At 70.5% G+C, this 26239-nt stretch carries 15 protein-coding genes; 5 read left to right on the top strand and 10 right to left on the bottom strand.

The genetic code is table 11. The features are described from left to right. The first annotated feature begins 45 nt into the window (after nucleotides 1-45). Together JK364_RS57855 and JK364_RS49275 are read left to right on the top strand one after the other, a co-directional pair. Nucleotides 46-3480 (top strand): protein kinase domain-containing protein, encoded by a 3435-nt coding sequence (locus JK364_RS57855; protein WP_201858003.1) that lies wholly within the window; start codon nucleotides 46-48, stop codon nucleotides 3478-3480. Between the two features lie 102 nt (nucleotides 3481-3582). Beyond that, a complete protein-coding gene (locus tag JK364_RS49275; RefSeq protein WP_201858002.1) occupies nucleotides 3583-4950 on the top strand; it encodes a protein kinase domain-containing protein in 1368 nt (455 codons plus the stop codon). A gap of 138 nt (nucleotides 4951-5088) precedes the next feature. Here JK364_RS49275 and JK364_RS49270 read toward each other — a convergent pair whose 3' ends face one another. Together JK364_RS49270 and JK364_RS49265 are read right to left on the bottom strand one after the other, a co-directional pair. Beyond that, nucleotides 5089-6162 carry a M20 family metallopeptidase gene (locus JK364_RS49270; protein ID WP_230993733.1) on the bottom strand — a complete coding sequence of 358 codons (1074 nt, stop codon included), beginning with the start codon at nucleotides 6160-6162 and terminating at the stop codon, nucleotides 5089-5091. Nucleotides 6163-6299: 137 nt separating this feature from the next. Continuing rightward, a complete protein-coding gene (locus JK364_RS49265; protein WP_230993732.1) occupies nucleotides 6300-7634 on the bottom strand; it encodes an MFS transporter in 1335 nt (444 codons plus the stop codon). Nucleotides 7635-7824: 190 nt separating this feature from the next. Here JK364_RS49265 and JK364_RS49260 point away from each other — a divergent pair, with 190 nt between their 5' ends. Continuing rightward, nucleotides 7825-9048: a LysR family transcriptional regulator gene (locus tag JK364_RS49260; protein WP_201858000.1), complete on the top strand. Its 1224-nt coding sequence runs from the start codon at nucleotides 7825-7827 to the stop codon at nucleotides 9046-9048. 59 nt (nucleotides 9049-9107) lie between these two features. Here the strand turns inward: JK364_RS49260 and JK364_RS56420 are convergent, their stop codons facing one another. The 3 genes from JK364_RS56420 to JK364_RS49245 all read right to left on the bottom strand — a co-directional run bounded on the left by JK364_RS56420 (nucleotide 9108) and on the right by JK364_RS49245 (nucleotide 12225). Continuing rightward, on the bottom strand, nucleotides 9108-9230 hold the full coding sequence (locus JK364_RS56420; RefSeq protein WP_201857999.1) for a phosphopantetheine-binding protein: 123 nt from the start codon (nucleotides 9228-9230) through the stop codon (nucleotides 9108-9110). A 147-nt stretch (nucleotides 9231-9377) separates the two neighbouring features. Then, nucleotides 9378-11054, bottom strand: coding sequence for a DHA2 family efflux MFS transporter permease subunit (locus JK364_RS49250; protein WP_201857998.1), 1677 nt, complete (start codon nucleotides 11052-11054; stop codon nucleotides 9378-9380). A gap of 325 nt (nucleotides 11055-11379) precedes the next feature. Continuing rightward, nucleotides 11380-12225 carry a DUF4097 family beta strand repeat-containing protein gene (locus JK364_RS49245; protein ID WP_201857997.1) on the bottom strand — a complete coding sequence of 282 codons (846 nt, stop codon included), beginning with the start codon at nucleotides 12223-12225 and terminating at the stop codon, nucleotides 11380-11382. A 499-nt stretch (nucleotides 12226-12724) separates the two neighbouring features. On the opposite strand from JK364_RS49245, the gene JK364_RS49240 reads away from it, so the two are divergent. Further along, on the top strand, nucleotides 12725-12952 hold the full coding sequence (locus JK364_RS49240; protein WP_201857996.1) for an MbtH family protein: 228 nt from the start codon (nucleotides 12725-12727) through the stop codon (nucleotides 12950-12952). An 88-nt stretch (nucleotides 12953-13040) separates the two neighbouring features. On the opposite strand, the gene JK364_RS49235 is transcribed toward JK364_RS49240, so the two are convergent. Continuing rightward, nucleotides 13041-14345 (bottom strand): lysine N(6)-hydroxylase/L-ornithine N(5)-oxygenase family protein, encoded by a 1305-nt coding sequence (locus tag JK364_RS49235; protein WP_201857995.1) that lies wholly within the window; start codon nucleotides 14343-14345, stop codon nucleotides 13041-13043. A gap of 277 nt (nucleotides 14346-14622) precedes the next feature. Here JK364_RS49235 and JK364_RS49230 point away from each other — a divergent pair, with 277 nt between their 5' ends. Beyond that, nucleotides 14623-15267, top strand: a complete 645-nt coding sequence (locus tag JK364_RS49230) for an FMN-binding negative transcriptional regulator (protein ID WP_201857994.1) — start codon at nucleotides 14623-14625, stop codon at nucleotides 15265-15267. 207 nt (nucleotides 15268-15474) lie between these two features. Here the strand turns inward: JK364_RS49230 and JK364_RS49225 are convergent, their stop codons facing one another. The 4 genes from JK364_RS49225 to JK364_RS49210 all read right to left on the bottom strand — a co-directional run. Next, the gene (locus JK364_RS49225) at nucleotides 15475-18663 is read right to left on the bottom strand and encodes a non-ribosomal peptide synthetase (RefSeq protein WP_201857993.1); all 3189 of its coding nucleotides are present in this window, start codon (nucleotides 18661-18663) and stop codon (nucleotides 15475-15477) included. Further along, nucleotides 18660-19874, bottom strand: coding sequence for an NAD(P)/FAD-dependent oxidoreductase (locus JK364_RS49220; protein ID WP_201857992.1), 1215 nt, complete (start codon nucleotides 19872-19874; stop codon nucleotides 18660-18662). Before JK364_RS49220 ends, JK364_RS49225 begins: the two co-directional genes overlap by 4 nt. A gap of 10 nt (nucleotides 19875-19884) precedes the next feature. Further along, complete coding sequence (locus tag JK364_RS49215; RefSeq protein ID WP_201857991.1) at nucleotides 19885-21087, bottom strand: cytochrome P450; 1203 nt, start codon at nucleotides 21085-21087, stop codon at nucleotides 19885-19887. A gap of 7 nt (nucleotides 21088-21094) precedes the next feature. Continuing rightward, on the bottom strand, nucleotides 21095-26239 hold a 5145-nt coding region (locus tag JK364_RS49210), incomplete at its 5' end, for a non-ribosomal peptide synthetase (RefSeq protein WP_201857990.1).

Raw genomic sequence — 26239 nt, 5'->3', positions numbered from 1 at the left:
CCTTCCAGGACGGCGCGTCTGCCGCAATCACGATGAGGAATCGCAGTGAACGCACCTACGTCGCCGACCGTTTGGGCGACCGGCGAGACCGTCGACGGCCGGTACCGGGTGATCGGCGAGCTTGGCCGGGGCGGGATGGGCGTCGTGCACCGGGTACGGCATCTCGCCTGGGGCATCGACATGGCGGTGAAGAGTTCGCGGCCCGAGCTGTTCCGGAGCCACGGCGATCAGGAGCTGTTCGTCAGGGAGGCCGAGGCGTGGGTGTCCCTCGGGCTCCATCCCAACGTCTGCGCCTGCCATTACGTGCGGGTGATCGACGGTGTCCCCCGCGTGTTCGCCGAGTACGTCGACGGCGGCAGCCTGGCCGAGTGGATCGGCGACGGGCGCCTCCACGCCGGGGATGCGCGGCAGGCCCTCGCCCGTGTTCTCGACACGGCGGTCCAAGCGGCCCGCGGTCTCGAGCACGCCCATCGCGGAGACCTGGTGCACCAGGACGTGAAGCCGGCCAACATTCTGCTCGACGGCACGGGCGCCGCGAAGCTCACCGACTTCGGTCTCGCCCGGTCCAAGGCCGCCACGGCCCCGGCCGGCCTCCAAGTGGCGCCGGGTGCCAGCGTGTTGGTGCCGTCCGGCGGCATGACGGTCGGCTACGCGTCCCCGGAGCAGCTCGCGGGCGAGCCCGTCGGGCGGCGCAGCGATGTCTACAGTTTCGCGGTCTCGGTCCTGGAGATGTTCACCGGCGGTGTGCATTGGGCGGCTGGTTCGGTCGCGGGTCTCGCGCTGGAGGAATACCTGGCCGACCCCTCGAATCCGGTCGCGGCGCCACCGGAAGTCGCCCATCTGCTCCGGCGCTGCCTGCGGCAGCACCCGGCCCACCGGCCGCCCTCGATGGCGGACATCGCGGATGTACTGACCGGGATCTACGAGCAGGCGACCGGCTCGGCGTATCCGCGTCCCGCGTCGCAGGCCGCCGATCTGCGGGCCGACGAGCTCAACAACCGTGGCCTGTCGCTTCTCGACCTGGACCGGGCCGCCGACGCCGAGCATGCCTTCGGCCAGGCGCTCGCGGTCGACCCGCACCACGTCGGGGCCGTGTACAACAGTGGCCTGTTCCGGTGGCGTACGGGGGCGATCACCGATGGGGAACTCGTCGCCCGGTTGGAGGCGATCCCACGTGGGTCCGGCGCGTCCTCCTGGCAGGTGCGGCTGTTTCTGGCCCGGGTCCACCTCGAACGCGGCGACCTCGCGGCGGCACACGATCTGCTCGACGCCCTCGCGCGCGAACGGCCCGATGACACCGACGTACGGGCGGCGCTGCGGGTGGCGGCCTCCGGAACCGTGGCCGATGCCCGCCACACCGGCACCCGGGAATTCCGCGAGCCGTTCGCGGTGCCGTTCGCGCCGGTGAAACTGCTCGCCCGGCACGAGGTGATGGGCTATCTGCCGATCCGGTTCACTCCCGACGGACGCCTCGCGCTGAGCGGCCACTGGGACGGCGTGCTCCGGCTGTGGGACACGGCGACCAGCGCACAGCGGTTGTCGGTCAAGGGCCACCGCACGCAGGTGCTCGGCGTCGACCTCACCCCTGACGGCTCGTACGCGCTGTCCACGAGCCGCGACGGCACGGTGCAGTTCTGGGATCTCAGGGCGGGCGGGTGTACCCGCGTCATCCGCTCCGCCGCACGCGCCACGGGGTGCCCGGTCAGGTTGAGTGCCGACGGGCGCATCGGTGTGTGGCAGGGCGTGGACGGGCGCGTCCAGGTCTGGGAACCGCGGACCGGGACCTGTCTGTGGTCGCTCGGGGCAGCGCTCAAGGACGGCGCCCTGGACGGCTCGCAGTACGAGGTGAGCGCCGACGGGCGCCATGTGCTCACCGCCGAGGAGGACGGGGCGCGGCTGTGGAGCGTGGCCGATGGCCGGTGCCGGGTGCTGGCCGCCGGCTCGGGGACCCATGCGCTGTGCTTCAGTCCCGACGGGCGGATGGTCGCGGTGGCCGGTCAGGACCGGGTGATCCGGTTGTGGGCGGTGGGGGACGACCAGCGGGTCCGTACGGTGCGTACGTTGACGGGGCTGACCGCCGCGGCCGGTCACCTCGCCTTCGGCGACGGCGGGCGGCTGCTGCTGCTGTCCGGAACGACCGGCGACCACACCGTTCAGCTCTGGGAGCTGAGCGGCGGCCGGTGTCTGCGGACCTTCACCGCCCACGCGTACGGAATGCACCACGTCGGATTCCCGGACGGCGACGACCGGTTCGGCTGCTCCATCGGCGGACATCCCGAACTGCCCGTGCATCGCTGGCGGTTGCCCGCTACCGGATACGCCGCCGAGCCGCACGTGGTCAGGCCGCGCGAGTACGCGGAGGTCAGCCGGCTCGGCGGACTGGCCGAGGAGCTGCTCGCCGAAGCACGCCAGGCGATGTCGAACGGCCGACACCGGTCAGCCTTCGGCCTGTTGACCCGCGCACGGGAGATACCGGGATACGAGCGCGCGCCCCAGGTCCTGGCCGCCTGGCACGAACTGGGCCGCTCGGCGCGCCACGTACGGCTGCGCTCCGCCTGGTCGCGGCCACTGGACGCCGGCCACCTGTCCTACGGCGCCATCACGGCGATCGGTGTCGCCGCGGATGTCCGGCTCGCCGTCAGCGGGCAGAGCGACGGCACCGTACGGATCTGGGATCTGGACAGCGGCGCGTGCACGCGCGTCCTCGACGATCACCAGGGCAGAGTGGGCGGGGTGGCGTTGAGCGACGACGGCCGGCACGTCCTGTGCGAGGGCACCAAGCCACTCGCGATCATTCGGCGGCGACTGGCGGACGGCGAGTGCCGCCGGCTGACTCCGGACTGGGACATGAGGCGGACCATCAGGTTCACCGGCGACGGAAGGTACGCCTGGTTCGGCGGCGGCGACGGTGTCCTGCGCCGATGGGACCTGGACGACGACCGCTGCGTTACGACGATCACCAGGAACGGCCCGGTCAACGTGATCTCCACGTCCGCGGACGGACGGCTCGCGGCGGTCGGCGACTCGGGCGGCGTGCTCCGGCTGCGGGATCTCGACACCGGAGCCTGCCTGCGGACCTGGACCGGCCCCCGGGAACCGATCCTGTCGGCGTGTCTGAGTGCCGACGGCCGCCTGGCCATGTCCACACACCAGGTCATGTCCTCGGGCTCGGGCGCCAAGGACGAACCGATCCGGCTGTGGGACGCCGGTTCCCGGCGGTCCGTACGCGAGTTCGCCGGGCACGAGGGCTGGGTCTCCGCCGTGCGGTTCACACCCGACGCCCGGTTCGCCTTCTCGGCCGGCCACGACAGATCCGTACGGATGTGGGAGGTCGCCACCGGCCGATGCCTGCACGTGCTCGAAGGGCACCAACAACGCATCCGGCACCTCGAACTCACCCCCGACCTGCGCAACTTGGTCTCGGCGGGAGACGACGGCATCCGGCTCTGGGACCTGGACTGGGAGCTGGCGGCCGACTGAGCGGAGCGGGATGCGCACGGTCCGACGCGGCGGACGGCACGCTCACGTTCACCGGCTCATCCCCCGAAGCCCTCCCCCACACCCGCAAGGAGACGATCCTCTGTGACGCCCTCGGCCACCATCACGCTCACCCTCGTCGAGGGCCGGGTGAAGCCCGGCGCGTACGTCTTCGAGGAGCGCACCACCTGCGTCCTCGGCCGCTCCACCGACTGTTCGCCGCAACTGCCCGACGACTCCGACCACAAGACCGTCTCCCGCCACCACTGCCTGCTCGACATCAACCCGCCGGACATCCGCATCCGCGACTTCGGCAGCCTCAACGGCACATACGTCAACGGCGAGAAGATCGGCCAGCGGCGCCGTGGCCTCACCCCCGAGGAGGCCGTCGCGGATTCCTACCCCGAGCACGACCTCAAGGACGGCGACCGGATCCGCCTCGGTGACACTGTGTTCCGCGTCGACATCACGCGGCCGCAGGTCGCCACGGTGAGGCTCGCGCGCTGCGCCAAGTGCGAGCGCGAGCTGGGCGACGAGGCGGGCGGCCGCCCCGGCGAGTTGTTGTGCGCCGCCTGTCAGGCCCGGCCCGACGCCGTGCTCAAGCTGCTGCTCGAGCTGGCGCACGGCGGCCGCGCCGACCTCAAGGCCATCCGCGGCTACTCGGTGATCCGGGAGCTCGGCCGCGGCGGCATGGGCGCGGTGTACCTGGCCCGGCACGAGGCCACCGGCGTCGAGGTGGCGCTGAAGGTGATGCTGCCGAAGGTGGCGGCGAGCGAGACGGCACGCGCCCGGTTCCTGCGCGAGGTGGCGCTCACCCGGGCGATGAAGCATCCGCACATCGTCGCGCCGCACGACGCGGGCTTCGGACACGGAACCTTCTATCTGACAACCGAGTTCTGCACCGGCGGCAGCCTGGACCGGCTCGTCGCCCGACGCGGCGGGCGACTCCCGGTCGAGGAAGCGGTGCCCATCGCGGTGCAGGCGCTCAAGGGCCTGGAACACGCGCACGGGCAGGGCATCGTCCACCGCGACCTGAGCCCCTCCAACATCCTGCTGCACCGGGAGACCGACGGCTCGACGACGGCGAAGATCGCGGACTTCGGCATCGGAAAGGCCTTTGACCAGGCGGGCCTGAGCGGGCTGACACGCACCGGCACCACGGCGGGCAAACCGATGTTCATGCCGCGCCAACAGGTCATCGACTTCCGCGGGGCCACCCCCGCCGTGGACGTCTGGGCATTCGCCGCCTGCCTGTACCACACGCTGACCGGAAGGACCCCGCGCGAGTTCCCGCGCGCCAAGGACCCCTGGCAGGTCGTCCTACAGGAGCCGGCGATCCCGATCCGCCGCCGCGACCCGGCCATCCCACGACGCCTCGCGGAGGTCATCGACACGGCGCTGCGGGAGCACCCCGGGATCGGCTGCGCGAGCGCGGCGGAGCTGCGCGGGGCGCTGGAGCGGGCGGGGCGGTGAGCCCCGACCGCGACAGTCACCCCGGGAGAAACCGGCCAGCGGCCGCCGCGGGGCCGCTCCCACCGCCCGCGCCCGTGCTACATGCCCGGGTTAGGGCGGATCTCCGCTGCCCGGCCGGGGCAGGGCGGTCCGGCCCGGTCAGCCGCAGATGCCGGTGATGGTCAGCGCGTAGAGGCGGATGGCGTCGAGGTAGTCCTCCACGGACACCCTCTCGTCGGGCATGGTGTTGTACTTGCCGCCGGGACCGCACACGACGCCGGGCATGCCGCCGAGGTGCTGCAGGAGAGAGGCGTCGCTGCCGTAGAAGCAGTAGGGCTGGATGGCGCCGGTGGGCTGGGGTGTGCCGCGCAAGCGTGCGTAGGCGGTGTTGACGGTGCGGACGACCGGGTTGTCCCGGTCGGTGCTGAACGGGCGGTTCAACGTGTGGCCGCCGTCGGTGAGTTCCTCCACCGTCGCGGCAATGCCGTCCCCGCACACGCGGGATGTGGCCTCGCGCACCTCCGCCAGCACGGCCTTCGCTTCCTGGCCCGGGCCGAACCGGGCGCTGCCGTGCAACTCGGCGACGTCGGCCACCTGCGGAGGCCGGGACTGCAGAAGCTGCCTCCCCAGGCCGGCCCGCAGGCTGCCGATATGGGCCCGGTTGGTGGCCCGGGCGTCGCGGTCGGCGGCGCCGGTGAAGCTCATCGCGTTGATGAGCGGAAGCAGGCGGGCGGCTGCGGCGAGGGCGTCGGCCGACTCCTCGCGTTTGGACATGTGGCGGCTCGATCCGGTGAGCTCGATGCGGAACTGGACGGCTCCGGCATGTGTTGTCAGCGCAGTGAGGTCGGTCGGTTCACAGTTGACGAAATGGTCGGCCCGGTAGCCCGCGTCCAGGACGGCGCGGGTGCCGACCCCGTTTTGCAGTTCACCGACCACGAAGGTGAGCACCACGTCACCGCGCAGCCGGCGGCCGTCCTCGCGCAGCGCACGGACGGCTTCGAGGTAGGCAGCGCATCCGGCCTTCATGTTGGACACGCCCAGGCCGTAGATGTGTCCGCCGTCCACGTCGCCGCCCCACGGATCGCGGGTCCAGCCCTCGGTGACCGGGTTGGTGTCGAGGTGCCCGTTGAACATCAGCGACGGGCCGCTACCGGATCCGCGCCAGATCCCGACCGCGTTGACGCGATGACCGTCGGCAGGGACCAGATGGGTTTCCATTCCCAGCGCGTTCATCTGGCCCCGTATCCACAATGCCGCCGAGCTTTCACTCGGGGTTTCGGTGCGGGTGTCCTGACGGACCAGGGCGGAGACGGTCGCCAATGCACGGTGAATGTCGATCGCGGGGGCCGCGGCGGATCCTTCGCAGATGGTCACGGGGTCTCGCTTTCTGGCTGCTCTGCCCCCTGCATAGGGCGGCTTCGCGCATACGGTGCGGTCTCGGGCAGAGTGAACGCCATGATGAAGAAGGCGATGACCGCAATGCCCATGATGTAGATCGGCGGTGCGAGCTGGCTGCCGGTCGTATCCAGCAGTGCCGCGCAGATGAGCGGTGCGGTGCCGCCGAATGCGGCGTAGGCGAAGTTATAGCCGATGGTCGGCGCGCTGTAGCGGAGTTTCGCGGGGAACAATTCGCTGCCCACCACGGCCGCCAGCGCGCTTGTCGGGGCGGCAGCGAGAATGAACAACAGCTGGCCCAGATAGACGAAGACGAATGCGCCGAGGCCGGCGATGAAGAAGGCGGGCAGGGGCACCACGACCAGGCCGACCGCGGCGAACAGCAGGAGCGGTTTGCGTCCGATCCGATCGGACAATAGGCCGTACAGGGGCTGGAGCAGAATCATGGTGAGCGATATCAGGGTGGACGCGGCGAGCGCGGCGACCCTGCTGACGCCGGCGTTCTCCGACAGGTAGGTCGGCAGGTAGGTGTTGAGCACATAGTAGGCGACCGAGTTCAGCATGATCAGCCCGAAGAAGCTGAACAGCCGTCTGCGCTGCTGCGTCACGGCCTCCCGCACCGGGCGCTCGGCGACCGCGCCCCGCTCGGCCATGTTGATGAAGACCGCGCTCTCGGCTACCCGCCGGCGCAAGTACAGGCCGGTCAGCCCCAGCGGCAGCGAGATCAGGAACAGTACTCGCCACCCCCACTCGTTCACCCCGCTCTCGCCGATCAGCTGGGTGAGCAGCGTGGACAGGCCCAGTGCGGAGAGGGCCGAGACGTAGGAGGAGAGGTTGAACAGGCCGAAGACCATGCCCCGTCTGCGCGCGCCCACATGTTCGTAGAGCAGGGCCGCGGCACCGAATTCCCCTCCGGCGGAGAATCCCTGCACGATGCGCAGCGCCAGCAGCAGCAGCGGAGCGGCCAGGCCGACGGTGGAGTAGGCCGGCAGCAAACCGATCGCGGCGGTGGAACCCGACATCAGCAGGATGACCGTGAGCAGGGTGTTGCGGCGGCCCAGCCGGTCACCTCGGCTGCCGAAATACATGCTGCCCAGCGGACGTGCCAGGAACGACAGGGCGAAAACCCCATAGGTGGCCAGCAGACCCGCGGTGGGATTGCTTTGCGGGAAAAAATTGTGGCTGATCGCGGGCGCCATCACGCCATAGATCGCGTAGTCGAACCATTCGACCGAAACCCCGATCGTGGTAGCCCAGAACACCCGTCTTTGCGCGGTACGGGACGGTGGTGGGGCGGTGGTTGTGGTCATCGCAACTCTCTCCTGTATCCGGGCGACATGAGACGGGCTTCTGCTGCAGATGCCACCGGTGCCGAGCGATGGGAGACGATGACCCGTGGCCAGGGTCCGTTCGCCGCTCAAGGGGCCTGGCCGCGATTCTTCGCCCTGTTCCCGACGGGAGTCCAATACCAATACCGCCCGCGTTGATACCCTCGAAGGTATGAGTGATCCGACCTTCCAACAGCTGCGGGTCTTCCTCGTGGTGGCGGAAGAACTGCATTTCGGCAGGGCCGCCGACCGGCTCCGCATGGCGCAGCCCCCGGTGAGCCGCCACATCAAGGCCCTCGAAAAGACCCTGGGCACCCGTCTGCTCGAGCGCGGCAACCGCGGGGTGAGCCTCACACCGGCCGGCGTTCTGATGCGCCGAGAGGCCCAGAATCTGCTGCGCCGCTGGGAGAGCGCGGCGACGATGGTCGCCGACCTCAGCGGGGGCCGGCATCAGCGGATCGTCCTGGGCGCCATCGAATCGATGGCCGTCAGCTCACTTCCCGCGGTCGTGCGGACGATGCGGGCCCGCCACCCCGAGATCGTCTGGGAACTCAGCGAAGGCCACACCGAGGGCCTGGTCGAGGGCTTCAGCACCGTGCGCTTCGACGCCGTGATCGTGCGCGGCGCGATCACGGCGGAGCGCCACTGCGCGGTGCTGATCCACGAGGACGAGCTCGTGGTGGCCCTGCCCACCGGACACCGGCTCACGGGCGATGTCATCGATCTGGCAGATCTGGCCAACGACGACTTCATCGTCTACAGCAGGCAGCCCACCAGCACCCTTCTCAACATCATGCTCTCCGCGTGCCAGAGCGCCGGGTTCGTACCGAAGATCCGGCATGAAGCACTCGGTACCGAACTGATCCTCGGGCTGGTCGCCGCAGGCGACGGCCTGGCCCTGGTGTCGAAGGTCGTGGCCGGGTCCGGCCTGCCCGGCGTCCGCTTCGCCCGCCTGTCAGGCCGCCCCGCCGTCTCGAAGGTCATGCTGGCATGGCACGCGCACGTCCCCGCCCCGGTCATGAACGAATTCGCCGACCTGCTCCGCCAAGCGGCAGCCGCCACATCGTTACCGCCCGCGGCGTCCGCGACGATCAGACGATCAACTGAGGGGCGAGCCCGTCCGACTGAGCCCGCCACCCTGCGCCGACGGCAAACGCCTGCCCGCCGGGCCGCCGCGCAGGTGGCGGCCGCCTCGTTGAGCAGGCCCTCGGTGGCGGCCGCGGCGCTGACGGGCTCGCCGTTCCAGGCGGGGCTCGTGGGGTTCGCCCCGACCTTGCCGTTCCTGGTGCCCGCTGGGCGGCGCCCTGTTCGCCGCCGGCCACATCCTCCGTCTTCAGGCCCGCACCGTCAGCGCCGCCCGGCTGATCACCTGGGGGGGGCGGTCCCTCTGGCCTGATACGGCGGGCCCCGCGGACCGAGGAGATTCCGCGCCCCGAGTGATCTCTCCCGGACAGGTCAGTCCTCCGCGCCGGTCCCGTCGATCAGCCGACCGAGCTCCTCGATCGTCGGATGCTCGAAGAGCCCGCGGACGGTGAGCGGGAAGCCAAGTTCATCCCTGACCCGGTTGGTGATCCGCACGGCTGCGGGGCGCGTCCGACGGTGCGGTGGCCACCTCCGCGACGGGCAGGGCCGCACGGTCCACCTTGCCGTGGGGACGGCGGACACGCGAGCGGCCTCCCGCCACCGTCACTGTTGCCGGGAGGTCCGCCCGCGGAGGAGCCGGAATCAGACATGGATGCCGATCTCTGGTGCGGCCGCCGACTCCTCCTGCTGTGGCTTGGCGTTGCGGACCAACAGGGAGAGCAAGCCGACCACGACCGTAAGGCCCGCGGAGATGGTGAAGACCAGATGCATCCCGTCCACGAAGGTCTGGTGCGCCACCCGTGTCAGCGTGCCGACGAAGGAGTTGATGTCGTCGGTACGCATCCCACCGCCCTGGACGAGTTGGTCCTTGATGGCGTCCCGGGCCGAGGGCGGAAAACCGAGGGCGACGGACTCGTGGACACCATTGTTGTCGGCCATCACATCGACGGCCGAGCCGCCCTTGCCGGCGAACTCGTCGCGCAGCGCATCGGGGAACCTGGAGCTCACCGAGGAGGCGAGCAGGCTACCGAAGATCGCGATGCCGAGCGTGCCGCCCAGCTGCTGCATGGACTGCTGCATACCGGAGGCAACACCGGCCTTCTCCACCGGAGCGTTGCCGACAATGGCCTGGATGCCGGCGACCAGCAAGAAGCCGGCGCCGAACCCGGAGAGAACCAGCGGCGGGGCCAGCGCCCAGCCGGAGGTGTCCACCTCGATCTGCCGGAGGTACACCAGGGCACCGAAAAGGAGCACGGCGCCGAGCAGCAGGGTGCCTTTCACACCGAGCTTTCCGGTGGCCCAGCCGGCGAGCGGTGAGGCGACGGTGAAGATGGCGGTCAGCGGCAGCAGGCTGACGGCGGCCATAATCGCGCTCTTCCCCTGCACACCCTGGAGATAGAACATCAGGTAGAAAACGATCGCGAAGAAGGCCAGCATCGTCACTACCATCAGCAGCAGACCGACCGCGACCGAGCGGTCCTTGAAGAGGCTGAGCGCGACCATGGGGTGTTCGGTCCTGGCCTCGATCAAGACGAAGATCGCCAGCAGCACGGCGCCCAGACCGATAAAGCCGAGAGTCTTGCCGGAGACCCAGCCGTCGTCCTGGGCTCCGGTGATGCCCCACACAGCGCTGACCATGGCCGCCGTGAGCGCGATGGCGCCGGGGATGTCGAGCGGCTCAGAGCCCCTCTGCGCGGACTCCTTGATGACGATCAGACCCACCAGGACGCCGATGACGCCGAACGGGAGGTTGATGTAGAAGACCCATGACCAGTTGGCGTACTCCACCAGCACGCCGCCGAGCATAGGTCCGCCCGCCATCGCGACAGCGGTTACGGCGCCGAAGATGCCGAGGGCCGCGGGGAGTTTGGCCGGCGGGAAGGATGCCTTGAGCACGGCGAGTCCGGAGGGACCGAGCAGCGAGGCGAAGACGGCCTGCAGTACCCGGGCGCCGATCAGCATCTCGATCGAACCGGACATGCCGCACAGCAGTGAGGCGAGCGAGAATCCGCCCACCCCGATCAGGAACGCCTTCTTGCGGCCGATCTTGTCGGCCACCGTGCCGGCCGGAATGAGTAAACCCGAAAGGGCCAGTAAGTAGCCGGTGGTCACCCATTGGATCTGCCCGGGAGTGGCATTCAGATCGATAGCGATCTTCGGGTTGGCGGCAGCTACGACGGTACCGTCGATCTGCACGACCATGATCCCGAGCGCCACGGCGATCAGGCTGAACCATGCCCCGGCAGATGCTTTTGCCTTTCCGGCGGCCCCGGCCTCACCTGGGGGTGGATCCGAGTATTCGAGCGTCGAGTCACTCATGACCAATCTCCTTGATTAACAGTGCGGCCGAGGGCTGGATGGCACCAGACGGGGACAGTCCGGCATCGCAGGCCTGAATTACGGCCCGGGGAGCCGCTCGATCCTGGAGGCCCCCCGGGACCGCCGTGCGACCCGGCTCGCAGCCGAGCCGCACGCACACCCGGTGGTGACCGACGGGGGACGACCTTCCACCAGGCCGTGGCTCTAGCCACGGCGCCATCATGGCACATAAGTGGCTCCACAGGAAGCCGCCCTGCTCCGCCAATCGAGCCGGCGGCAGCCGCGCAAGGCGTGCCCGCGGCGGCGAAGGCGCGTCTCCCGGTGGTCATGACGTGGGCGAACGGCGGATCACGATGTTCCCGGCGACGGTACGGGCCCGCACCTTGACGCCTTCCGCGGGCGCCGCCGCCTGGAAGGTGTCGAGGGAGCGGTAGATGTCCCCCGCCTCGGAGGTGACTTCCAGCCAGGGCGCGACGTCACCCGGGAGCCCGATCTCGATCTCGCCGGAAGTGGTGTCGAGGTGAAGGGGTCCGTGCGCGGCCTCGTCGATGCGGATGTCACCGAGCACGGTCCTGACCTCCACCCCGGCATGCGCCCGGCCGACCAGAACAGGTCCGTCCGCCCCGCGGACCCGCAGGTCCCCGGAGATCTCCCCGATCCGGACGCCGCCGCTGGGCTTGCCGATCAGCGCACCGCCCTCGATCTCCCGCACCCACAGGTCACCGGAGTGGGCGGTCACCTCGACATCTCCCGACGCGTGTTCGACGGCGACATCGCCGAAGCCCGCCGTCAGGCACAGCGCACCGGTGCGATCCAGCCAGATGTGGCCACAGTTGCTGATGATCCGGCACTCCCCCAACCGGCCCTCGCACCGGAAGTCAGCGACGACGGCCCGTCCGCGCAGGCTGGAACCCACCGGCAACTCGATCACCACCGTCACCGCTCCGCCGGTGCGCCGGGAGCCACTGGGCCGAGGAGACATCACCAGCAGCCGGCCGTCGGCGAACTCCACACGGGTGCGCTCGGCGGTGGCCACGTCCCGGGGGTCGCCGGGGTCGCTCGGATGCGCTCCGACACGAGTGCGGCCGCGCTCGTCGGCGATGATCCAGACGTCCCCCAAGCCGATGTCGAGGAGGGCGCGAATGGGCCCGGGCGTATTGAAGGTGTGCATGGTGCGGCTCTCTCCAGGGGTCGCCTTCCGACAAGAGCGGGACGGCTCGGCAGCGTCCGCCGACCGCGCACGGGAGGCGGATGGGAGCGCTTGACCCGTCGCACGGGACCGTGATCAAGGCATGGGCATACTGGAATGAGCCGAGGTGGAGACGGCATAGCGCCAGCATGGCGCATGGTATGGCGCCACAACAAGATGGATCTGAGCCTATATGGCACACGACAGCGGCAGGAGGCAGCCATCAGCCGTTTCGCGCACCCCTGATGCGACTCCACCGCACGGGCTTCCCGCCGCCCGATGCCCGGGTGGAATCTGCACCGGCGCACCGCCTTCCCCGCACCACATCCCTTCCGGACACACACCGGCATCCTTCTGTCCGCCTGCCGAATTTTTCACCGGAGCATGCTGGAGCGGATACCATCAGGACAGTCGCCGCTAATCGTGCACTTATCTGGGCGGCTTCTTCTGTCTGGCCTCCATGAAGAATCAGGAGTCCCTTATGAGCACGAATCCTTTCGATGACGAGAACGGCCGTTTCCTGGTCCTCGTAAACAAAGAGGAGCAGCATTCACTGTGGCCGTCTTTCGCCGAGGTGCCCACCGGCTGGGAGGTCGCGTTCGGCGAGAGCGGCAGGCAGGAGTGCCTGGAGTACGTCGAGCAGAACTGGACTGATCTGCGTCCCAAGAGCCTGCGGGAGGCCATGGCCGCGGAGGAAGCCACCCGCTGAGGAACCGCCGACGGCCGGAAGCACCGCGTACGGGAGCGGGGTCGGTACTGATTCCAGTACCGACCCCGCTCCCGTACGCGGTCCTGCGTCAGCTCGCCCCGACGGGCCGTCCCAGAAGGATCGACTCGGCGATCTCACCGCTGCGTACCGCGATGTTCGACAACAGCGAGGAGGTCAGACCGTGAGTGTGCTCCGTGCCGCCCTGCAGATAGATGCCGCAGCGCACCTCGGGCGTCGTGGTGATGCGGTAGTCCCGCTCCATGCGGTACCGCCCGAAGTCGTCCCTCAGGCAGTGGCGGTCGAGCTCGCCCAGCAGGCCGGTCGGCTCCATCCCGTCGTAACCCGTGGCACATACGAGGAAGTCCACCGCCAGCTCGCTCGGGTGGCTGCCGAGCTGGGAGTGGAGGGCGACCCGCGTCTCATTGCCCTCTCGCTTGACGCCACTCACGCGAGTGAGGTTGACGAAGGACAACCGGTCGGCCTCGCGCAGCCGGTCGTCGTAGGAGCGGCGGTACAGGCTCCTGATGACGTCGTCGTCCACCACCGAGTAATTCGTGTTCTGGTGGTAACGCCAGAACGAGTCGCGCGCTTGGTCGGTGCTGAAGTAGTAGTCGTCCACGGCGGCCGGGTCGAACACCTGGTTGGCGAAGGGGGTGTCGTCGGCGATCGAGTAGCCATAGGAGGGGATGATCGCGTACACCTTGGCGTGCGGGAGCTCATCGTGCAGGAACCGGGTGATCTCGGCCGCACTCTGGCCGGCGCCGACCACCGCGACGCTGCGCAACCGAGCCGGGTCCATGCGGCGGTACCGAGCCAGGAACTCCGAGCTGTGCCAGACGCGTTCGTCGGGCTCCACCCCGGAGGGCATATGCGGCACCAGACCGGTGGAGATGACCACGTTGCGGGTGCGTACCTGCCGCATCCGACCGAACGTATCCCGTACGTCCAGCTGGAGGTACTCGACCGGCCCGGTGCGGTCCTCCGGCTCTTCGCGGAGCGAGACGACCTCCGAGCCGTAGCGGACAACGTCGCTGACGCCCGCCGCGGCCCACTCCAGGTACTGGTGGAACTCCTCACGGCTGGGAAAGAAATCCTGGTTGTTGACGAACTGGGCCAACCGCCCCGAGGCGTGCAGGAACGACACGAAGCTGAACACGGAAGTCGGGTTCCGGAACGTTGCCAGGTCCTTGAGGAAGGAGACCTGCATCGTCGTCGACGGCAGCAGCATGTTGCGGTGCCAGCCGAACGAGGGTTGCCGCTCGTGAAAGACCGCCTTGAGTTCTTCTCCGTTCGCCCGGGACCGGTGCTCTCTCAGTGCGATGGCGAGCGAAAGATTGGAAGGGCCAAACCCTACACCGACGACATCGTACGTCTCGTCTCCACGATTACCCATAAAGAATTCTCCCGCAGGCGCATCTGTGAGGTCACTGTGATCTGTTTCCGAGTCTCGAAGGGTGCACACTCGGCAGATCCCGTGCTCGCACGGCACTGGACAACTCCGTTCGGCCAACGTAGACCGGAGTTTCCACCCGTTCAAGGGCTGGGGAGTCCGGTGCCGAATTCTGTGTCGCCGTACCGGAAAGACGACTTGGCCGGGATACGCTGATTGCGGAATCGTGTCCTGGCGACAGGACATGAACTCGCCGAGCTCGGAGAGGACTTGAATCACCATGTTCGTCCCTGATCAGTACCGCGAGCCCGACGGAGGGTGGATGGTCGATATCATCCGCCGTTTCCCCCTGGCGCTGTTCGCAACCAACGGCACTTCAACCGCCGGTCCGTTCGCCACACATTTACCCGTCATCCCGGATCCGGAGATGACGGCCCCCTGGACGAATGATCTGTCCGGCGCCACGCTATTGGGCCATATGAACAGAATGAACCCTCACTGGTCCGCACTCGAATCCGGAATCGTCGCCCTGGTGACGTTCACCGGACCGGATGCCTACGTTTCGCCGACGGTGTACGAGAAGTCGCCGGCGGCACCGACGTGGGATTTCACCTCGGTCCATGTGCACGGTGTCATCGAGAAGATCGACTCCTTTGAGGAGACCCTGGGCGTGGTGCGCTCCACCGTGCGCGCCTTCGAACGCGACCACGGCACCGATTGGGATATGACCGCGTCAGTGGACTATTTCCGGCAGATCGTGTCCGGGGTAGGTGCCTTCCGGATCACCGTGACCGGGGCCGAGGGCATGTTCAAGCTCAGCCAGGAACAGGAACCCGACGTGCGCGACCGAGTGCGGCGTTCGTTCGCGCAGCATCCGTGCAGTAGGCACCAGGACACGGCGCGGTTGATGGAGCGGCTGCCTTGATGAGGAATCCCGATGAGGAATCCCGATGAGGAATAGGGCTCGTAGGAAAAATCCGGAACAGACTGCGTGAAGAGATACGGTCCCCGCACGGGGCAACGGTGACGGCCCCGGCGGCGCACACCTGCCATCCATGGCGCAAAACGGCCGGTGTCCGATCCGTCGGGGCCATTGCCCGCGCTGAATCATTCCGACATCAGCGAACCACCACTATGTGTCACTCAGCACGGCCACGCCGGCCAGCTCGGCGACGGTCTGCCGGCGGAATACGTCCTTGGCGGAGATCGCCAGCCCGGCCTTCCTGGCACGCGCCACCACTTTGACGCCCAGGATCGAGTCGCCGCCCAGCTCGTAGAAGTTGTCGGTGACACCAACCCGCTCCACGCCCAGCACCTCCGCCCAGATCGCGGCCAGCGCCCGTTCGGCGTCGGTACGCGGCTCCACTCTCCCGGGTCCGGCGGGCCGCCCCGTGAGCTCCGGCTCAGGCAACGCGGCGCGGTCCACCTTGCCGCTCGATGTGAGCGGGAACTCCGTCAACGTGACGAGAGCCGCGGGCACCATGAAGTCCGGCAGCCGGACGGCGGCGAAGTCGCGCAACGCCCCCGGGTCCGGTTCGCATCCGGCCACCGGGCGCACATAGGCGACGAGACGCTTGTGATCTCCTTCGGCCGCGCGTGCCACCACCAGCGCGGCATCGATGTCGGGGTGTTGCTGCAGCACCCGTTCGATCTCGCTCGGCTCGATCCGGTAGCCGCGGATCTTCACCTGATGGTCGGCGCGGCCCACGTACTCCAATGCGCCCTCGGCAGACCAGCGCACCAGGTCGCCGGTCCGGTACATACGGTCGGCCGGCAGCGTGCCGTACGGGTTGTCCAAGAAGCGCTCGGCGGTCAGTTCAGGCCGGTCGATATATCCGCGTGCCACCCCGGGCCCGGCGACGAACAGTTCTCCTGTGACCCCCACGGGCACGGGATTGAGCAGTTCATCCAAGACGTAGACGGTGGTGTTGGCGACGGGCCGGCCGATGGGGACGGGGCGGTGCTCGTCGGCCTCCCGCACCAGGTGCCAGGTGGCGAAGGTCGTCGTCTCCGACGGCCCGTACAGGTGCACCAGCCGCCGCGGCGGGTCGGCGGCCAGCACCTGGGAGACCCGCAGCGAATTGACGGCCTCGCCGCCGAAGAGCATGTTGCGCAGACCGCCGAAGGCGCTCGGGTCCTCGGCGACGACCTGGTTGAACAGCGCCGTGGTCAGGAACAGGGTGGTGAATCCCCGGGCCTTGAGCAGTCCGGTCAGGGCGGGCGGGTCGAGCAGCGTCTGCTTGTCGATGACCACCAGTCGGGCTCCGGCCGTCAGCGGCGCCCAGATCTCGAACGCCGCGGCGTCGAAGGTCACATCGGCGCCCTGGCCCGAGACGTCGTCCGGCCCGAGCGTCAGGTAGTCGGCCCCCCGCAGCAGCCGCACGAAGGCGCGGTGGGTGACCACGGTGCCCTTTGGCCGGCCCGTCGAGCCCGAGGTGTAGATGACGTAGGCACCGGCGTCGGAGGTCACCTCGACCGCGGGCGGCTCGGTGGGCCGCGCGGTGACGGCCGCGCGCTGCTCGTCCAGGCACACCGTGCGCACCGCGTCGGCCGGCAGCTTGTGCAGCAGTGGACGCTCGGTCAAGCACAGCGCCGCCCCGGTGTCGCGGATCATGAACTCCAGCCGGTCGGCCGGGTGCCCCGGCTCCAGCAGCAGATAGGCGCACCCGGCGCGCAGGACGCCCAGCAGCGCGGCGAACAGCTCGGGCCCGCGCGGCAGGCAGACCGCGACGAAGGTGCCGGGCGCGACCCCCTGGCCGGTCAGCAGGTCGGCCAGCTGGATGGCGCGCGCGTCCAGCTCCCCGTAGGTCATGGCCGCGTCGCCGTGGACGACGGCCACCGCCTCCGGACGCGCCCGCGCGTGCTCGCCGACCAGCTCGTGCAGGCACCTGCGGTCGGGGTACGGGGAGCGGTTGACGCCCCATTCCTCCAGCAGCGTGCGCCGCTCCATCTCGTCCAGGACGGGGAGTTCGGCCACGGGGCGGCCGGGGTCGGCGACGGCTCCGCGGAGCAGGACGACCAGATTACGGGCGAGCCGTTCGACCGTGCCCCGCTCGAAGAGGGTGGCGTCGTAGGCGAGGGAGCATGTCACCTCGCCGGGTGCCGTCTCGGTGAACTCGACGGCCAGCTCGGCTCCCAGCGGCACGCCGGGCGGCGGGCAGGGGTGCAGGGACAGCGCGCCCGCGCGGGCCGGGTGCGCGGCGTCCTGACGCAGCACGACGGCGGTGCGCACCATCGGGTTGCGGCCATCCTGGCCACGGCGGTCCAAGGCGTCGACCAGCCGGCCGAAGGGCACGTCCTGGTGGGCGAACGCCTCCTGGACGGTGCCGCGGCTCTCGGCGAGTTGCTGGGCGAAGGAGGCGTGGGGCCGCACGGTCCCGCGCAGCACCACGGGGTTGGCGAAACTCCCCACCGCCGAGCGCAGTCCGGGGCGCTCGCGGCCCTCGGCGACGGACCCCACGGCGAGATCCTGCTGCCCGCTGTAGCGCGCGAACAGCACCTGGCAGGCGGCGAACAGGCCGGTGAAGAGCGTGCCTCCGAACTCGTGGACCAGGCCGGTCAGGCCGTGCACCACCTCGGCGGGCAGTACGGTCTCGTGCCGCGCGGTGGGACCGGGCGGTTGGGCGATACGGGGCCGGTCGGCGGGCAGCCGCAGGTCGGGCAGGTCCGCCAGCCGGCCGAGCCAGTGCTCCAGCTGCCGGGCGAGCTCGGCGTCGGTGAGCCGCTCCCGCTGCCGGGCGGCGTACTCGAGCGGGCGCAGCGGCACGTCGGGCAGGCGAGCGGGCCGCTGCTCCAGGGCGGCGGCGTACAGCTCGCCCAGCTCCCGGGTGAGGACGCCGTGGCAGGCGCGGTCGGCGACCAGTGCGGGGGTCAGCATGGTCAGCAGATGCTCGGTGGCGTCCAGCCGGGCCAGCAGCACACGCAGTACCGGCCCGGCCGCCAAGTCGACGGGCCGTCGCGCCATCCGCCGCAGCAGCGCCTCCGCCCGCGGCCGCCGTTCCGCGGCGGGCAGCTCCGCCAGGTCGGCGTACTCCGGCTCGACCGGTGCGGGCGGTCCCACGGTCTGCCGGGGACGGCCTTCCACCGTGGCGAACGTGGTGCGCAGCGCGTCGTGCCGCTGGGCCAGCCACTCGAGGGCCTGGGTCAGCGCGACGGGGCGCAGCGGTCCGCGCAGCCGCCAGGCGAAGACCGTGGTGTGCTCGGGTCGCTCGGGTTCGAGCTGGTTCAGGAACCACATCTGCTCCTGCACCGGGGAGAGGGGCCCGTGGGTGCTCGTCCGGTCGGTCATCTGGCCGTTCCCTTCCCGTCCGGTCGCGGTCATGGTTCGATCTCCGCGCGTTCGTCCATCAGATCGAGCAGTTCGGGGGTGACGAACTCGTCGATCGGGCAGACGCCGGAGAGGGTCGAGAAGTACCGATCGGTGAGTTCGGGGCTGGTGGCGACGGCTCGCAGCATCTCCAGTTCATGCGGGCGTGGAGCCAGCCGGGCGGTCTTGAGCGTGCTGCGGTAGTCGGGCAGCAGGACCTCCGACCGCGCGGCCGCGAAGCACTCCAGGGCCGTGTCCAGCCGGCTCGGGTTCCGCAGGCCATCACCGATGTGGTCGGCCAGGAGCTGGGCCTGGATGAAGGCGTCGGTGATGCCGCGGGCGGTGATGGAGTCCTTGTGGTGTCCGGCGTCACCGATCAGCGCCCAGCCGGGGCCGGCCGCCCGGCGGAAGAAGTTGCGCTGGTCGCCGGTTCCGTACATCCGCTCCAGCCGCCGCCCGGCGGCCATCTCCTCGCGGAGGTCGGGGGCGGTGCGCGCCACGTTGTCCAGCAGGGCGCCGAGCGCGTCGGAGCGTGCGGCGTCGAACCGCTCCTGCGGGAGGTATCCGGCGACCAGGGTGGCACCGTCGTTGGTGGGCACGGTGCCCACCCAGCCGCCCGCCCGCTCGTAGAGCCGGAACCGCTGCGGCAGGTCGGACCAGTAGCTGTAGTAGGCGCACGAGACGGTGGGGTCCTCGATCTCCATGGGGGCCCGGAGCCGGTCCGCCACCGTCGAGCGCATCCCATCGGCGCCGATGACCAGCCGGGACCGCTCGACAATGCCGCCCCGCGCCCCGGAGCCGAGCCGCACTCCGACCACCCGGTCCCCGTCGTCGGGGTCGAAGACAAGGTCGTGTACGGAGCAGTTCTCCCGGAACTCCACTCCGGCCGACACGGCGGCCTCCATCAGCAGCGTGTCGAGCAGGTGACGCCGGGGTCCGTAGGCGGCACGCAGCCCGTCGGCCGGCCAGGAGCAGCCCTCCAGCGTGATGTCCGCCAGGCTGAAGCGGGCCTTGTCGATGGGCGGGCAGCCGGTCTCCACGATCCGCGGCAGCACCCCCCAGCGGTGCAGCAGGGCCACGCCGGGCTGGTGGATGTAGAGCGTGGAGAGCGTGTCCTTGGGGAAGCGGGCGCGGTCGACCATGAGCACCCGGTAGCCGGCCCGCGCGAGCAGCATCGCGGCCGGGGAGCCGGCACAGCGGGCGCCCACCACTATCACGTCGTACACGCGGTACTCCTCAGCCGACTCGGAGCGGGAGCTTGGAGGTGGCGATCACATGCGGCAGCGCCCAGAACTCCGGCGGGTTGTCCGGGTCGGTGCGCAGCTCCGGGAACCGTTCCAGCAGCAGGTTCAGTCCCAGGCGCCCCTCCAGCCGGGCCAGCGGGGCGCCCAGGCAGAAGTGGATGCCGCGGCCGAACGCCAGGTGCGCGTTGGGATCGCGGGTGGGGTCGAAGACGTTCGGCTCGGGGAACTGCTCCGGGTCGCGGTTGGCGGCGCCCAGCCAGAGCGCGACCAGCGTCCCCGCGGACACCTCGGTGTCGCCGAGCCGGGTGTCGGTCGTGGAGACCCGGTAGGAGGCCGCGATCGGGCTCATGTAGCGCAGCGCCTCCTCGACCACCGCGGCGGCCGTCTCGGGCCGCTTCCTGACGCGTGCCAGGTCCTCGGGGTGGCTGTCGAGACACAGGACGGTGTTGCCCAGCAGCGCACTGGTCGTGGCGTGGCCGACGACCAGCAGTTCGTTGGCGAAGTTGACCACGGCCGCGTCGTCGAGGCGCTTGCCGTCCACCTCGGAGGCGATCAGGGCGGACAGCAGGTCCTCGCGCGGCACGCGCCGGCGTTCCGCGACGTGCTCGTGCAGGTAGGCGAGCATTTCGGGCACGTGCCGCATCGCGGCCTGCGCGTCGGGCTCCTCGCCCCCGGCGGTGCCGCCCCCTTCGGAGGCGAGGGCGGTGGCGCTGTCGGTCATCCGGTCGACCCATCCGCGGAACAGGTCGCGGTCGCTGCCGGGCACGCCCAGCAGTTCGGCGATGACGATCACGGGCATCGGGTAGGTGACTTCGGCCACCAGGTCGAACTCGTCCTTGCCGTCCATCGCGTCGAGGATCTCGCGGGTGATGGCACTGATGCGCGGCTCCAGCCCCGCGACCATCTTGGCGGTGAACGAACGGCTGATGAGCTTGCGCAGTTTCGTGTGCTCCGGCGGGTCGGCCTGGAGCAGCGTTCCCTCGTTGAAGGAGTCGTCGGTCTCGGTGTCCGCGAGGAAGAACCGGGTCACGTCGGAGGAGTAGGTCTTCGGGTCGCCGAAGACGTCCAGGATCGCCTGGTACCCGTAGACGTTGCACACGCCGTTCTCGTCGGTCTCCACGGGCTTGTCGGGTCGGCCGTCCCGCATCCAGAAGTGTTCCGGACGAAGGTCCCAGCGTTCAGCGAGCGTCGCCATGCTTGCGTCACTTTCCGTCGAGGTAGTGGTTGAGGACCGTGCAGATCTCGGCCGTGGCATCGGGTTCGGTCATCCCCATGTGGGTGGCGCGGACGCCGTGTTCGTGCACGGTGCCGGCGATGAAGGGCGCCCACTGCGCGGCGTAGGAGTCGTGCGGGTTCAGCGTCGCCTTGAAGAACACCGCGTCGCCCCGGTAGGCGGGCTGTGTGAAGTCCTTCAGCATCGCCGTGTGCTGGACGATGATCTCGGAGGCGTGCCGTATGAAGGAGGCGCGCTCCTCGTCCTGCCCGCCGGCGGAGGCGGGCAGGTATCCCTCGAAGAACTCCTGGGCCTCGGCCAGCGCCAATGACGCGTCGCCGGTGGCGAACCATGGGCTGGGCACGGCGTCCAGCAGCGCGAGCAGCGCCACCTCGTGGCCGCGCTCCTGGAGTGCGGAGGCGAGGGCTTGGGCCAGAGTGCCGCCGAGGGAGTGGCCGACCAGCCGGTAGGGCCCCTCGGGCTGGACCCTGAGGATCTGTTCCAGGTAGTCGGCCACCATGTCCGCGATGGAGCCGGGCGGCGGGGTGCCGTCGAAGCCGCGGGCCTGGATGCCGTACAGCGGCCGGTCCTCGAGGTGGCGCGCGAAGCCCAGGTAGGCCCAGCACAGGCCGACGCCCGGGTGGATGAACCACAGCGGCTTCCGCTCGCCGCCGGTGCGCAGCGGCAGGACGACCCCGAACGGGTCGGTCAGGCCGGTGGCATCACCGCCGGAGGTCAGGTGGGCGGCGAGTTGCGCGACGGTCGGGGACTCGAAGACGACCCGGATCGGCACTTCGACGCCGAGCACCGCGCGGATCCGGCCCACCAGCCGGTTGGCCAGCAGCGAGTGGCCGCCCGAGGCGAAGAAGTCGTCGTCGATGCCGATCCGGTCGAGCCCGAGCGTCTCGGCGAACAGGCCGCGGAGGACCTCTTCCTGCGGGGTGCGGGGCGCGCGGCCGGTGTCCGTGCCGGTGGCGGCGGGGGCCGGCAGGGCGCGGCGGTCCAGCTTTCCGTTCTGGGTCAGCGGCAGCTCGGTCAGGGGTACGAGCGCGGACGGCACCATGTACTCGGGCAGCAGGCCCGACAGGTGGTCGCGGAGCGCCGGGATGTCGGGCCCGGTGCCCTGTTCCCCGTTCCCGTTCCCGGCCCGCGGCACCAGATAGCCGACCAGGCGCTTGTCGCCGGGGGCGTCCTCGCGGACGACCACCGCGGCCTGGCTGACGGACGGGTGCCCGGCGAGCGCGGCCTCGATCTCGCCGAGTTCGATGCGGAAGCCGCGGATCTTGACCTGGTCGTCGGCGCGTCCCACATAGCCGAGGCGACCGTCCGGGTCGCGGCGCACCACGTCACCGGTGCGGTACATCCGCTCCCCAGGCTCCCCGAAGGGGCAGGCCACGAACCGCTCCGAGGTGAGCCCCATGCGGCCCAGATAGCCGCGCGCCGGCCCGGAACCGGACACGTACAGCTCTCCCGGCACGCCCGGGGGCACCGGCCGCAGGGCCCCGTCCAGGACGTAGGCCCGCAGCCCCGGGACGGGGCCGCCGATGGCGCCGGGACCGTGCCGTTCGGCGGAGCCGGCGCGCAGCGGGATGTGGGTGACGTGCACGGTGGTTTCGGTGATGCCGTACATGTTGACCAGTTCCGGCACGTCGTCGGGGTGTCGCTCGTACCAGCCGGCGAGCCTCCGCGGGTCCAGCGCCTCACCGCCGAAGACGACGTAGCGCAGGGCCAGGTCATGCCCGGGGTTCTCGGCGTCGGCCTGGATGAGCTGGTAGAAGGCCGACGGCGTCTGGTTGAGGACGGTGACCCGCTCGCGCTCCAGCAGGCGGAGGAACTCCGCGGGCGACCGGGAGACGGTGTACGCCACCACGACCAGGCGTCCGCCGTGCAGCAGCGGTCCCCACAGCTCCCACACCGAGAAGTCGAAGGCGTAGGAGTGGAAGAGTGTCCACACATCGTCGGGGCCGAAGCCGAAGGCGTCGCGGGTTCCCGCGAACAGCCCGCTCACGTTCCGGTGCGGGATCACCACGCCCTTGGGGTGCCCCGTCGAGCCGGAGGTGTAGATGACGTAGGCGGGGTGGGCGGCGCGCAGCGGTACCGTCCGCTCGGCGTCGGTCACGTCCGTGTCGGGCAGGCCGGCGAAGGCCTCCGGCCGGCCGAGGTCCACCACGGGTACGCCACCGCCCGGGCCGCCGGTCGTGGAGTCCCCGGGCCCGTCGCCGCCTCCGGCCGCTTCGGCGCCGTGAGTGATGAGGAGTACGGGGGCCGCGTCCCGGAGCATGTAGGCGACGCGGTCGGCCGGGTAGGCGGGGTCGATGGGCAGATAGGCGCCGCCGGCCTTGAGGACCGCCAGCACGGCGATCACCAGGTCCGCGGAGCGTTCCAGGCGGATGCCGACCAGGCTCTCGGGGCCCACCCCACGGGAGACCAGCAGCCTGGCCAGCCGGTTGGCACGGGCGTTGAGCTCCCGGTAGGTCACCGAGGTCTCCCCGCTGGAGACCGCGACGGATTCCGGGGTGGCGGCCGCCTGCCGTTCGAACTGGGCGGGCAGCGTCTCCTCGGACACCGTCGGGGCGGGGGCGTCGGCACCGCGCAGCAGCGCGGTGCGCTCGTCGGGCTCCAGCAGGTCGAGCGCGGCGATCCGGGTGTCCGGGTCGGCCGCGAGCTGCCGCAGCACCCGTGCGAGGCGGGCGCCCAGGCGCTCGGCCGTGGCCCGGTCGAAGAGGCTGTGCTGGTACTGGAGGCCCAGCCGCAGCTGCGGGTCGGCCGCACCGGCCAGCATCAGCGGGTAGTGGGTTCCGGCCGTCGGACGGATGCCGGTAACGGTGATCTCCGCGCTGCTGTGGGCCTCGCTCAGCCCCGCCCGGTCGACCGGGTAGGACTCGAAGACGACGAGGGTGTCGAACAGCGCTCCGAGACCGGTGGTGTGCTGGACCTCCGGGAGTCCGACGTGGTGGTGGTCCATCAGCGCCGCCTGCCGGCGCTGAAGGTCGGCGAGCAGCTCGCGCAGTGTCTGGCCGGGGGTGTACCGCAGCCGCACCGGGAGTGTGTTGATGAACAGGCCGACCATCGAGTCCACCCCGGGGACGGCGGGAGGCCGTCCCGAGACCGTGGTGCCGAACACCACGTCGTCGCGTCCGGTCAGGTGCCCGAGCACAATGCCCCAGGCTCCCTGCACCAGCGTGTTGAGGGTGATGCCGAGTTCCCCGGCGCGGCGGGCCAGGTCCCGGGAGACGTCGGCGGCCAGCGGGACGTCCACCTGCCCGATGCCGTTTTGCGCGGTGACCGCCTCGGTGGCGACCGTGGTCGGTTCCGTGACGTCGGCCAGTTCGCGGGCCCACGCGGCACGGGCCGCCGCGTGGTCCTGGTCGGCCAGCCACGCCAGGAAGTCCCGGTACCCGCGGACGCGGGGCAGCGCCGAGGCGTCGCCGCCGGTCGCGTACAGCCGCACCAGGTCCTGCATGAGCAAGGGCAGCGACCAGCCGTCGTACAGCACGTGGTGCGCCGTGAAGACCAGCTCCGCACGGCCGGGCCCGGTGGTGACCAGGGTGAGCCGCAGCAGGGGCGGCACGGCCGGGTCGAAGTGGTCCGCGTGGTCCTCGGCCAGCAGCCGCTCCAGCGCCTCCCGGCGCGCCTCCTCGGTCAGCGCGCCGAGGTCGAGGTGGCGCCACGGCAGGCGCACGCCGTCCACGACGAGCTGCACCTGCTCCCCGCCCGCCTCGTCGGCGAACGCCACGCGCAGGTTCGGGTACCGGTCCAGCAGCGCCTGGCCGGCGGTGCGCATGCGCTCCGGGTCGACCTGGCCGCTGAGGTGGAAGACCAGTTGGGTGTGGTACGCGTCGAAGGACGAGGCGGTCAGCCTGCTGTGGAAGAGCAGCCCGGCCTGGGTGGCCGTCAGCGGCCACACGTCGGACAGCCCCGGGTACCGCTGTTCCCATCCGTCGAGTTCGCGCTGTGTCACCGACACCAGTGGCAGGTCGGAGGGGGTGAGCCCGCCCGCGCCGGGGGCGGCCACATGCCGGGCCAGACCCTCCAGGGCGGCGGTCCACGCGTCGGCGAGCTCTCGCACCTCGGTACTGGAGAGCACTCCGGCGGGGTAGCCGATACGGGCGCTCAGCCGCGGCCCCTGTGGCGAGTCGAGGACGTAGGCGCTGACATCGACCGTGGAGAGGGCCGGCATGTCGGCGTCCAGGTCCGCGAGCAGCCCCACCGCATCCTGCGCCTCGGTCCACCCCAGGCCGCGCAGTGCCTCGGGCATGTCGTCGGCGGAGAAGCGTCCCAGGTAGTTGAAGCCGATCTGGCCGGTCGGGTACCGGCGCAGGACTTCGGCGGTCTCCGGGTTGAGGTAGCGCAGCAGGCCGTAGCCCATGCCCTTGTCGGGGAGGGACCGCAGCTGCTCCTTGACGGCCTTGACCGCCCGGCCCGCCGCCGGGCCGCCGGCCAGCGCCTCGGTCCCGTCACAGCCCGCCACGTCCAGCCTGATGGGGAACATGCTGGTGAACCAGCCCACGGTACGGGACAGATCGGCGCCCGGTACCACGTGTTCCTCCCGGCCGTGGCCCTCCAGCCGGATGAGCGAGGAGGTCTCGTGCACGCCGCGGCCGCGGCGCCAGTGGGCGACCGCCAGCGCGAGCGCGGCCAGCAGCCCGTCGTCCACTCCCGCGTGGAAGACCCTGGGAACCGTGGTGAGCAGGGCTTCGGTCGTCTCCGGGGCCAGGGTGAGCGAGACGGTCTCCACCGTGGACATCACGTCCACGGCCGGGTCCACCGGCCGGGAGCCGAGCACCGGATCCGGGCCGTCCACCACGGCCTGCCACCGCTTGAGTTCGGTCACCCGGCCGGGGGCGCGGGCCTCCTCGGACAGCACGTGGACCCAGCGGCGGAAGGAGGTGCCCACCGGCGGCAGTTCGGGCCGGCGCCGGTCGCGGACGTGTTCCCAGGCGGCGGCCAGGTCGGGCAGCAGGACGCGCCACGAGACCCCGTCCACCACGAGGTGGTGCAGGGCGATCAGGAGGCGGCCGGGCCGGCCGGCGGCGTCGAACCACACGAACTGGGCCATCACGCCCGCCGTCGGGTCCAGGCGTCCGGTGGCGGCGTCCAGTTCGGCGGCCGCCCGCTGCCGCCACCCCCCGTT

The organism is Streptomyces endocoffeicus (genome assembly GCF_016741935.1).
GTDB lineage: Bacteria > Actinomycetota > Actinomycetes > Streptomycetales > Streptomycetaceae > Streptomyces > Streptomyces endocoffeicus.
Note: the sequence above shows the minus strand (reverse complement) of the source record. Positions and strands in the feature narration are given on the sequence as shown.

Coding starts and splice junctions, on each gene's coding strand:
- JK364_RS49270 (WP_230993733.1), bottom strand. CDS start 6,162: ATGAACGCGCTGGGAATGGAAACCCATCTGGTCCCTGCCGACGGTCAT.
- JK364_RS49265 (WP_230993732.1), bottom strand. CDS start 7,634: ATGACCACAACCACCGCCCCACCACCGTCCCGTACCGCGCAAAGACGG.
- JK364_RS49260 (WP_201858000.1), top strand. CDS start 7,825: ATGAGTGATCCGACCTTCCAACAGCTGCGGGTCTTCCTCGTGGTGGCG.
- JK364_RS49250 (WP_201857998.1), bottom strand. CDS start 11,054: ATGAGTGACTCGACGCTCGAATACTCGGATCCACCCCCAGGTGAGGCC.
- JK364_RS49245 (WP_201857997.1), bottom strand. CDS start 12,225: ATGCACACCTTCAATACGCCCGGGCCCATTCGCGCCCTCCTCGACATC.
- JK364_RS49240 (WP_201857996.1), top strand. CDS start 12,725: ATGAGCACGAATCCTTTCGATGACGAGAACGGCCGTTTCCTGGTCCTC.
- JK364_RS49235 (WP_201857995.1), bottom strand. CDS start 14,345: ATGGGTAATCGTGGAGACGAGACGTACGATGTCGTCGGTGTAGGGTTT.
- JK364_RS49230 (WP_201857994.1), top strand. CDS start 14,623: ATGTTCGTCCCTGATCAGTACCGCGAGCCCGACGGAGGGTGGATGGTC.
- JK364_RS49225 (WP_201857993.1), bottom strand. CDS start 18,663: ATGACCGCGACCGGACGGGAAGGGAACGGCCAGATGACCGACCGGACG.
- JK364_RS49215 (WP_201857991.1), bottom strand. CDS start 21,087: ATGGCGACGCTCGCTGAACGCTGGGACCTTCGTCCGGAACACTTCTGG.